At 45.1% G+C, this 9285-nt stretch carries 13 protein-coding genes; 7 read left to right on the top strand and 6 right to left on the bottom strand.

What is annotated here, in order from left to right; translation table 11 throughout:
* Positions 1-64: 64 nt before the first annotated feature.
* Genes AB5Z12_RS20030 through AB5Z12_RS20005 form a run of 6 tightly spaced genes read right to left on the bottom strand, consistent with a single transcriptional unit; the run spans position 65 to position 4718 of the window.
* Positions 65-367 carry a cell division protein FtsW gene (locus AB5Z12_RS20030; RefSeq protein ID WP_195589786.1) on the bottom strand — a complete coding sequence of 101 codons (303 nt, stop codon included), beginning with the start codon at positions 365-367 and terminating at the stop codon, positions 65-67.
* A complete protein-coding gene (locus AB5Z12_RS20025) occupies positions 364-984 on the bottom strand; it encodes a DUF5038 domain-containing protein (protein WP_023921583.1) in 621 nt (206 codons plus the stop codon). The genes AB5Z12_RS20030 and AB5Z12_RS20025 overlap by 4 nt, the downstream gene beginning before the upstream one ends.
* 10 nt (positions 985-994) lie before the next feature.
* Entirely contained in the window at positions 995-2686 is a 1692-nt protein-coding gene (locus AB5Z12_RS20020) for a lysozyme family protein (protein ID WP_005333517.1), read from the bottom strand.
* A 1-nt stretch (position 2687) separates the two neighbouring features.
* Positions 2688-3596, bottom strand: coding sequence for a hypothetical protein (locus AB5Z12_RS20015; protein WP_005333520.1), 909 nt, complete (start codon positions 3594-3596; stop codon positions 2688-2690).
* Between the two features lie 15 nt (positions 3597-3611).
* Complete coding sequence (locus tag AB5Z12_RS20010) at positions 3612-4322, bottom strand: hypothetical protein (RefSeq protein WP_005333522.1); 711 nt, start codon at positions 4320-4322, stop codon at positions 3612-3614.
* Positions 4323-4340: 18 nt separating this feature from the next.
* Complete coding sequence (locus AB5Z12_RS20005; protein ID WP_005333524.1) at positions 4341-4718, bottom strand: hypothetical protein; 378 nt, start codon at positions 4716-4718, stop codon at positions 4341-4343.
* A 448-nt stretch (positions 4719-5166) separates the two neighbouring features.
* Between AB5Z12_RS20005 and AB5Z12_RS20000 the strand changes: the two genes are divergently transcribed.
* From AB5Z12_RS20000 to AB5Z12_RS19970, 7 genes are all read left to right on the top strand, one after another.
* Entirely contained in the window at positions 5167-5478 is a 312-nt protein-coding gene (locus AB5Z12_RS20000) for a helix-turn-helix domain-containing protein (protein ID WP_179960461.1), read from the top strand.
* 155 nt (positions 5479-5633) lie between these two features.
* Positions 5634-6347, top strand: a complete 714-nt coding sequence (locus AB5Z12_RS19995; protein ID WP_005333529.1) for a hypothetical protein — start codon at positions 5634-5636, stop codon at positions 6345-6347.
* 85 nt (positions 6348-6432) lie between these two features.
* Positions 6433-6762: a DUF1648 domain-containing protein gene (locus AB5Z12_RS19990; protein WP_022415592.1), complete on the top strand. Its 330-nt coding sequence runs from the start codon at positions 6433-6435 to the stop codon at positions 6760-6762.
* Positions 6763-6823: 61 nt separating this feature from the next.
* Positions 6824-7057: an LPXTG cell wall anchor domain-containing protein gene (locus AB5Z12_RS19985; protein ID WP_005333531.1), complete on the top strand. Its 234-nt coding sequence runs from the start codon at positions 6824-6826 to the stop codon at positions 7055-7057.
* Between the two features lie 55 nt (positions 7058-7112).
* Entirely contained in the window at positions 7113-7496 is a 384-nt protein-coding gene (locus tag AB5Z12_RS19980) for a hypothetical protein (RefSeq protein WP_226850873.1), read from the top strand.
* Between the two features lie 225 nt (positions 7497-7721).
* On the top strand, positions 7722-8396 hold the full coding sequence (locus tag AB5Z12_RS19975; protein ID WP_005333533.1) for a response regulator transcription factor: 675 nt from the start codon (positions 7722-7724) through the stop codon (positions 8394-8396).
* Positions 8369-9285 (top strand): histidine kinase dimerization/phospho-acceptor domain-containing protein (locus AB5Z12_RS19970; RefSeq protein ID WP_368357521.1); only part of this gene is annotated, 917 nt, incomplete at its 3' end. The genes AB5Z12_RS19975 and AB5Z12_RS19970, both read left to right, overlap by 28 nt.

Genomic DNA, 9285 nt, shown 5'->3' with positions numbered 1-9285 from the left:
AATCTGCCCTTTTGAAATGAGTTTTTAGCAGGATAATATAAATGTGTAATATCTAATCTTAAGTTTATGATGTTGAGATTACCCTGCGGTTCACTACAAAACGCAGGGCATTCATCAAAAAGGCAGTGATGCTCTCCCCGCCGATTCCAATCAGGGCTACCATTGCCGCTGGAAGTGCGGTCATGCAGAGAATGATGATGCGGGCAGTCAGGGACAGCGGCAGGTGGAAAACAGGGATACCGATTGCCAGGGAAAGAACAATGCTTTCTATGGCATTGCGGATGTCAAAAGTTCCGTTTAGGATCTTGCCTTTCTCAATGAAGTTGGAAGGGATAAAGGAAACCGGTGTTTCTTCTGGCTGTGTCATGGCTGCACCTCCTTTTTCGTATCTTTCGCATCTTCGGAAGGCACAGAGGCACTGCCGGATTCTGTGTCCGGAGCTTCCGGGCTGTCAGAAGTATCCGGATACCCGCCTTCCTGCAGGTGTTCAATGTCCTGCGAAGTCAGGGACGGCAGGGAATCATCGGTTTGCTTTTCGTAAACAGTCGTATCTGCAGAGACCTGTACCCCGTCTTCTCCAAATAAAAACACACCCGTCGGGGTGTGATAGGTAACCGGAAGCGTATCCTGATCGGAAAGTGAAAACATCAGGCAGACGGTTGTTTCGGTAGGGTAGCTGGTTTTTTCCGGCAGGAAGGTGATGCTTGTCTGTTCTTTTTTGACATACTCTTTTAGGTAGACAGGAAACTGCCCTTTGAGAGAAGCAATCTGGCTGTCGGAGAAAAATGCTTTTAAAGCATCAAAATCCAGATATTCCGGCATGGGGGTATCAGAATTTGTTTCTGTTGTTTCCTTTGCCGGTTCCCTGCCTTTGTTTCCGGAAGCTTCTTTTTTCTGGCTTTTCCAGAAACTGGGGAGAACCAGTCCGGCAAGCAGCAGAAACAGCATCAGAAAAATGGAAAGAATCACTTTTGTTCTGTTCATAATGGCTCCTTTATTTTTTGTCGAAGATCCAGTAGGCATTTGCCGTAGCATGGATTTCCGACATCATATCAAATTCACGGTTAATATAGTTCTTTGCGTCACTGTCATTGGGATCATTGACCAGTACCTTGCCGTTTGCCGTAACACCTCGGAGTACGATGAAGTGTCCGCCGCTGGTGAAAAGTCCTGCCCGCTGAGAGGAGATGACCGGACAGCCTTCGGAGAGTGCCTGAAGTACCGTATTGGCATTGCTGGTCTGTGTGACGCTGCCACAGCCGAAATGACTGGCTGCAGCCTGAAAGTAGCTCCAGTAGGTTCCAACTCCCGGCTTGTAATAGGAATTCCCGCACCATGCCACCGCATCCGGAGGGGTAATGGTATTCCCGGTCAGGTAGCTGGCGATCATGGCAAAGCTGGTAGGCCCGCAGCCGGAAGATGCGATGGAGCCGCCGCCATAAGGAATGTTCCCGTAATCGGTCTGGAGATAGTGCGGAATCTGCATTCCGTTTGCCGGATAGCTTCCGCCGGTATTGGTAATCTGATAATACCGGAGAACATGCTCCACATATTCCTTGTCCCCATACCGGTCATAATGCCAGTTCGGACGGGCACACATCATATCCGAATAAGCAATGGCGTTTTCTTTGGTATAACCGCCGTCACGTTCCATTGCCCAGTCGATATAGCCGGAGCCGTAATTGTAACCCTGAAGCGCCAGCTTGATGCGGTCCAGGTCGGTAGGTCCGGTACATCCTGCTTTATCCAGTGCATACTTTAATTCCTGAATCCCACATTCGATGGAATAAGCAGGATCGGTGATGCCGTTGGGGACATGGGGGTATTTCTTATTAAAGCCGCCTTCTGCCGCCTGCATGGGATCGCTTCCACGCCCGCCGCTTTCCTGCATCATGACTGCCATGAGGAGTTCCACATAAGCTTCCATGCCGTATTTCTGTGCGACCTGCTGGATGGTAGCCCGGTAAGCCAGCACCTCATCGCTGACACCTACCGCCATGGCAAGACCGGAAGCGGAGCCGCCAAAGAACATGGTCAGGTTTTCCACATAACTGTCTGCCGTTTTTTTCTGCTTATCGGTCAGATGAAAGACGTGATCTGCAAAGTAGGCATCTCCGGCATAGCTGACCGTGTAGGTATGGCGGGTAAAAGTAACCTTTCTGGGTGGTGCATTTTCCTCTTCCGCCGGAACTTCCACCGTGGCCGTTTCTGAAGTAACGTCATAAGAAAAAAGCCCGTCCTCGTTTTCCCGGATCAGGCTTTTGAGTTTGCTGATATTTATATTTTTATAGTCATCCTGGCTGGCACAAAACTGTGCGATGAGCTGGTTCGCATTTACGATGATACTGGAAGCGTAAGGATCGCTGATAGAGGCAGTATCTCCTTCCGGGAGTCTGGCAATTTCCGCATTGATCTTAGCAAGCAGTGCATCATGGCTTTCCTGAAGCACCTCCACGATTGCCTGATTGGAAGCCCGGATATTTTCACTGATTACCGTGTTGCTGGTCAGTGCTCCGGTATTTTCAGAGAGGTCTCCGAAGACGAGTCCCGGAAGCATGACAAGGAACAGAATGGGAAGCATCAGTACACCGCCGACGGCTGCTCCAGTTTTCGCAAGGGTGCGCCTGTGCCGGAATACTGTACCGATGACAGCAAGAGGACTGCCCATCAAGGCTGTTTTTGGCATGTTACATACGCTCCTTTCGCTGTGGGGCTGGCGGCAGTTTCTGGACAATGGATTCATTGTAGGCTACTTTGCCGCTGCCGGAAGTATATGGTGTTTTTTCGACCGTATCCTGTGCATACTGCTTGTACCAGGTGGAACCATCCACGGACTGTACCGTAGAGTAGGAGCCCTGAGTAGGAGCTGCATACTGGTCGGCATGGTACAGGGCAAAATCCCGGTTTCCGGAGCTTCCGGTTTCGGTACCGGTGATCCTTCCGCCACCGATTTCTACATTATCATAGGAAGAACCGCCGCCCGGATTGATGCCCATATAGGAAGTAAAGGCTTTCTGTGCGTCTGCTCCCTTGATGGAACCTACCTGACCGTAATTTCCCTGTGCAATGTTGCTGATGACCTGATTGGCAAAGTCTCCGCCTTTGTTCAGGGATGACTGGTAGAGCATGTTTCCGATACTGCTGTGTTCGGTATAACCGGTTGCGGAATTGACCGCTTCTCTTTGTACCTGTCTTCCCACTGCCCCGGCAAGCCCGCCGGATAGGAAGCTTCCTGCGACAGCCGCACTTCCGGGAGAAGAGGCTTTGTGGTAGCCGCCACCACCATGGGAACGCATGGAACCGGTCAGGCTCCGTCCTGCAATCAGAAGTTCAGCCATCATGTTTCCTCCGGTATTGCCGACATTGATGCCAAGCGATGCCAGAAAAGAATCAATTTTCTGGGATACCTTTAAAAAGGCAATGGCACACAGGAACCAGACGAAGACATTTCCGGTTACCGCTTCCTTTCCCTGACTGGCAACTGCCGCTTCCACGTCTGCTTCCGTAAGCTCCGCTGCAAAGACCGGCATGGAGCAAAACAGTACCAGACAGGCAGTTAGTACCAGGAATGGTATGAGTTTCTTTCTAAGTTTCATTTTGGTCCTCCTTTCTTATAGGGATAACGGATTGGCAAGGAAGGTGCCGACCATAGAAGTAAACAGCCGCAGGCACCACGCATTCATCAGAAGCAAAAAGAACTGGCCGCCAAGCATCCGGCACCAGCTTTTGAAGATATTTCCGGTTGACTGGCTGGCACCCATGGAAAAAGCTGCCGGGGCTGTGTAGACCAGTACCCCCAGAAGAATATAGCGTTCTGCCGCTTCAAAGAGCAGTTTGATGTAGTTCCACGCCAGAATCAGTACCAGAATCAGTGCAATGATGGCTACCGCCCCATTTGCACAGACTCCCAGGATGACTGTGACTACGGAGTTAAAATCCGCAAATTTTAAAGGCGGCAGGTCTTCCGTCAGAATCCAGTTGTACGGTGTTCCTGAAATCTTCAGGAGCAGATCCACAATATCTTTCGCATAGAAGGTGAGAAAGATAAAGAGGAAGGAACGGATGGACAGCTTAATGGGATCTTCCGCTTCGATACCGGCTCCCATAAAGTAATTTTTAAAGAGCTGCCATACCCAGTTTAAGAGGATCAGCCCGATGCCCAGTGCCAGAAAGACCTGATACATGGTCTCGGCAGCAGGAAAGTAGCGAAGAAACGTATCCATGGAACAGCCCAGAGCACCGAGGACTGAAGTGGTGATCAGATCCAGAATGTTCATGACCTGTTCGGCAATCCATTCCACGATTCCGTCAAGTATTCCCATAGTGGCATCTCCTTTCGTCTATCCGTTCCATTTTCCGCCTGCAAAGAACGGGGTGATGTAAGCCATGATAAAGCCAAGCCCGTTTAAGATCGCCCAGGTAATGACGATACGCTTGAGCCATGCACGTGATTCGTCCACGGTTTTTCCGCTTTTGGAAAAATTCATCATCAGAAGGGCAACCGATGCCGTTACGACTGCAGCAATGGTGGAAATGAGGATAATCTGGTTATAGACATCCTTCATGATCTCATTGGCTTTGGTCCAGATGGTAGCGGCAAAAACCGGCTGTGTGTATCCGCAGAGGACTGTGACAGCCAGAAATGCAGCATACAGGCATCTGCCATAATTGACATGCCGTTTTGTGTCCGGCGGAGCGTTTTTCAGTTTGTGTTTCACGTAAAAGTACCTCCTTTTTATAAGAGCGGCAGGAGAATTACCTCCCCTGCCTTTGCTTATGGTTTTCCTGCCTCAAGAAAGGACGCAGCCCGGTCAATGCAGGCTGCGTCCTAAATCAAAGTATGAAATTGTAAAGATCCTCCTATCTTACAGAAAAAACGCAGCTTATTTGCCGCAGGAGAGGCTTCCCATACGGCAGTGCTGCGTTTCGTTCTGCATATAATTTTGACAATATCAATTTTAACATGGGTAAATTACCGCTACAATCGCAGGACTGTGCCAGTTACAGACGATGGAGTGCCAAAAATGTGACCAACGCTAAAAGCGTTATAAATGCAATCCTTATGGATACTGTAAGCGTGATTTGCAACCAATTATACTGGATTTACATGACTAATGCTTTAAGCGTTAGTGAATACTGGAAGGAGGAGGTGTGCGTGTGAAAGGAATGGGAAAGGCAATCCGCAGGTACAGGGAAGAGGCAGGAATTACGCAGGAGAGACTGGCTGAACTGGTGGATATCAGTACCAACCATCTGGGTGCGATTGAGCGGGAAGTGAAAACACCTACGATGGAAACATTTGTAAAGCTGTTGAATGTATTAGGTGCGGAACCGAATGAAGTGCTGAAGGAAGTGATTCCTCTTACCAGAATGGAACATACTTCTGTAGTGGAAGGAAAGCTGGAAAGGCTCACACCGAAGAAGCAGGAAAGCGTGCTTCGGATGCTGGATGTGATAATTGAAGAGATGATGAAATAGAAGCTGTCTGCGAAATTGCCGCAGGCAGTTTTTTTGAAAGCTGTATATGCAATAAAACACATAAAAATATGCGATTTATGATGAAAGTGATTGCAAGATTTGATATAGTAATCCTAAAAGCATTATAAAACTAATTCTTAAAGGATGACTATAATATGAAAAAGGGATATGTGGGATTATTGGCATGTGCGTCAGGAATTCTGATCGGACTGGGAATCAGCCGGCTGGATCTGACAGGTTATCTTGAAAAAACACAGGAGCAGGAATATCACCCGGTAGAAAGAAAGGTGCCTGAATCAGTAGAAAGCAAGCTGAAAGATCCAAAACAGTGCTGGCTGTGTGGAAGCGATGAACGGAGTATGATGGATTATTTCCGGAAGTTTGACGATCTGGGAGTGATCTGTACCAATCACTGGTATGTGATGGATATGCATATCCGGAATCATGATGAGGACGGGAATCTTACCGGCCCGCAGGGAAACGGGCATATGGGTTATACCGGGACAGGAGAAGGCGGCTGCTTTTTCCATACGGAGCAGATGTCGGATTACGGGATTTCCGAAGTATCGGTGGATTACGGGGAAGATAGTATCTTCGATGTGAAAAAAGTACAGAACCATCTGTGTCAGGAATGCCTGGATAAGCTGGTGGAAAGCATGGAGGTATTCTGTGAGGAAACGCAAAAACCCAAGCCCCGTGATCTGGTACTGGTGGATTTTCAGACATTGGAGCTGTACGCCATTCAGGAGCATAATGCGGGATACTTTATCCGGGATTATTATGTGGAAATTGAGTCGGAGGAAGATGGGGTGGAAGTAAAGGCATTTTACTGCCCGAAGCTTAATAACGGGAAAAAGGATGGAGAATAAATTGAGGTTTGCATTGGTGAGGAGTATAATGTAAGTACGTGTTATGTATTGGAAAAACTTGAATTTAGCAGAAAGAAGGATTGTTATGAAATTTATCAATACTAGAAAATTCACATGGATAATTTGTATAATAGGATTTTTGCTTGCTCTTGTAAGTATATTTTTCTTACCGAGTATTATTCCAGTACATTTTGCAAATGGGATTGCGGATGATTATGGAAGAAAAATACAAATATTTTTATTTCCTATATTACAAGTGCTTATCACTTTTTTGACTGGACGAGAAAAAGTAAAATATTGCCTGACACATTCAAAAACTTTCTTAACGGACATTCAGTTTAATTGGATGATAGATGGTGTACTTTTATTGGTAATGTTTGCAGAAATATGGGTTATCTATGCTTCATTTGCATAGAAATACTTGCATAACAATTTACATTTGATTGAGCAGATAAAAATGATTTGAGGTGGTAGCAATGAAAAAGCGATTGGGAATCATAGCCGGAATTTTAGGAATTGTATTGGCAGTCATTGGCATTGTACTGAAGCAGAAAGAAAACACAGCCGTTTCTGTTATTGGTGGTGCGGATGGCCCGACTTCTATTTTCATAGCAGGGAAGTTAAATGGTGATAATTTTATTTTTATGATTGTAGTTGGAATTATTTTATTGATTTTGGCAGGAGTTATTTTTTACAAACGTAAGCATTAAGTTACAGTTTTTTAGACTGTGTATGGCGGAAGAACCGGGAAAGTGTAGATATATCATGGGGATTTTGGAAAAAAATAAAAAAAGTAAGGGTACAGCGTTTGTCTATGATGAGAATAATGATTACTATAAGATGGAAATAAACGGGATTGAATTTGTCTGTGACAGTATACATTCCGATTATGAGAAGCATGCAGTTGAACTGGCACAGGCGTATGAGAAAAGGCTGCCGGATATCGTGGATTATCTTATGCCGGATATAAAGGAGATGTTTGGAATTACAAATCCAGATGTAATAGCAAACTCACTAGGAAAGCCGAGTATAGATTTGGATAGAGGAACACTGACTTATCTGGAGCACACAATGGACAGCCTACATATTATTGAAATGGAATTTGACGGTATCTTCACGGCATTCTATAACTCCTGTATTGATGGATAGGACTTTAGTAACATAGAGCTGCAGTTGTCTACAGCTTTTATCCAGACTTCGGATGTTACAGAGAAGCAATCAGAAATGGATTGATCGATTTCTGAAGCAGTATCCGGTGAAATCCTTGAACATATGAAGGAAAAGTATGTATGTTAATTTTATTTTTATTGTAGACAAAAGATAGGACTGATATGATAAAAGAACAGGTTATTACAAATAGAGGTGGAGTATTTGATGCAGAAAATATTATTACTGGAGGATGACTTGAATCTAAATCGGGGAATTGCCCTGTTACTTTCACGGGAAGGGTATGAGGTTCGTCAGGTTTATACAATAAAGGAAGCAAAAGAAGCATTTCAAAAAGGAGATTATGCTCTTGTTATCAGCGATATTACATTGCCGGATGGTACAGGACTGGATTTTGGAAGGATGGTACGTGCAGGTGGAGATACATATCTTATCTATCTTACGGCTTTGGATCAGGAAATAGATATTGTAAATGGTTATGATACAGGGGCAGATGATTATATTACCAAACCATTTTCACTGATGGCTTTGGTGTCGAAGGTGAACGCATTGATGAGACGGCTTTCTAAGGTACAGGCACAGATTATGTCTTCCGGAGAGATTACGGTGCATATGAAAACGATGCAGGTGTATAAAGGGGATGAACCAGTTACTTTAAGTAAGAAAGAATTCTCTCTGTTGCTGTATCTCTGGGAGAATGCAGGACAGATTGTTTCAAAAGAAAGTATCCTGGAGCATGTATGGGATATAGACGGTCAATTTGTCGATGATAATACGGTTACTGTCAATATAAGCAGACTGAAGAATAAACTTGGAACAGAAGAGATAGCGAATGTGAGAGGACTGGGATATATATGGACCGGAAAGGTAAACAAAAATTAAAACGGTATTTTATCGTATATGTAATCTTTGCAGTATTTTTTACAGTAGGAATGTATCTGATAACAAAGTATGAGGAAAATGCGAAAGCAACGCAGATAGCACTGCTCCTTGCAGAACATCCTGAACTGGAAGGGGAAATAGTTGCAATCTGGGAAAAGTCAGGAACAGTAGATTTTATAAGAGACCGGGACGATCAGAAGATAGAAAGAGTCGTACAGATGCTGGAAGAAACTTATGGTTATCACTCAGGGAGTGGATCTTCAGATGTGGTTATAAGGATTATCTGGGGAATTGGATTACTAGTGGGAGTCATAGTATGTAGCCTGTTCTTGTACCTGGACCGAAGAAAAAACTGGAGCAGATACGGTGATGAGGAACAATTACAGCAATTATATGAATGTCTGCAGGAATTCAGAAAAGGAAAATTCCAAACATATCCTGAAGAAACATCAGAATCGGAACAATGGTTAAAGGTGTGGGAATCTGTAAAGGAGCTGGGGCAATATTTCGAAGATTTGAAGGAACGTCTGGAGCAGGAAGAAAATGGTACGAAGAGTCTGATTACAGATATTTCCCATCAGTTGAAGACTCCGCTTGCATCACTCCGGATGAGTCATGAGCTGGTGGCAGAAAATCGGGTTACAGGAGAAGAACAGAGGGAGTTTCTGGAGCAGGAATCACAGGAACTTACCAAACTGGAACAGCTCTTGAATGAACTGGTAAATCTTTCAAGGCTGGAAACACATATGATCCAGATACATTCGCTTCATGAAAGCCTGAAGAAAACGCTAACAGAGGCTGTCAGTCAGATTTTGAACCGCTCCCCGTCAAGTAGACAATTGAAAAAATATAAATTTTTCTTGCCAGCAGAAATTTATCTGCTGGCAGT

The sequence above is a fragment of the Ruminococcus sp. RTP21358st1_G6_RTP21358_211008 genome (assembly GCF_040908885.1).
Taxonomy (GTDB): Bacteria; Bacillota; Clostridia; order Lachnospirales; family Lachnospiraceae; genus Blautia_A; species Blautia_A faecis.
The sequence above is the reverse complement of the archived record's forward strand: the minus strand, read 5'-3'. Positions and strand labels throughout refer to the sequence as shown.

Bases quoted from the DNA above. Each gene is read 5' to 3' on its own strand.
- AB5Z12_RS20030 (WP_195589786.1), bottom strand. From the start codon at position 367: ATGACACAGCCAGAAGAAACACCGGTTTCCTTTATCCCTTCCAACTTC.
- AB5Z12_RS20025 (WP_023921583.1), bottom strand. From the start codon at position 984: ATGAACAGAACAAAAGTGATTCTTTCCATTTTTCTGATGCTGTTTCTG.
- AB5Z12_RS20020 (WP_005333517.1), bottom strand. From the start codon at position 2,686: ATGCCAAAAACAGCCTTGATGGGCAGTCCTCTTGCTGTCATCGGTACA.
- AB5Z12_RS20015 (WP_005333520.1), bottom strand. From the start codon at position 3,596: ATGAAACTTAGAAAGAAACTCATACCATTCCTGGTACTAACTGCCTGT.
- AB5Z12_RS20010 (WP_005333522.1), bottom strand. From the start codon at position 4,322: ATGGGAATACTTGACGGAATCGTGGAATGGATTGCCGAACAGGTCATG.
- AB5Z12_RS20000 (WP_179960461.1), top strand. From the start codon at position 5,167: ATGGGAAAGGCAATCCGCAGGTACAGGGAAGAGGCAGGAATTACGCAG.
- AB5Z12_RS19995 (WP_005333529.1), top strand. From the start codon at position 5,634: ATGAAAAAGGGATATGTGGGATTATTGGCATGTGCGTCAGGAATTCTG.
- AB5Z12_RS19990 (WP_022415592.1), top strand. From the start codon at position 6,433: ATGAAATTTATCAATACTAGAAAATTCACATGGATAATTTGTATAATA.
- AB5Z12_RS19985 (WP_005333531.1), top strand. From the start codon at position 6,824: ATGAAAAAGCGATTGGGAATCATAGCCGGAATTTTAGGAATTGTATTG.
- AB5Z12_RS19980 (WP_226850873.1), top strand. From the start codon at position 7,113: ATGGGGATTTTGGAAAAAAATAAAAAAAGTAAGGGTACAGCGTTTGTC.
- AB5Z12_RS19975 (WP_005333533.1), top strand. From the start codon at position 7,722: ATGCAGAAAATATTATTACTGGAGGATGACTTGAATCTAAATCGGGGA.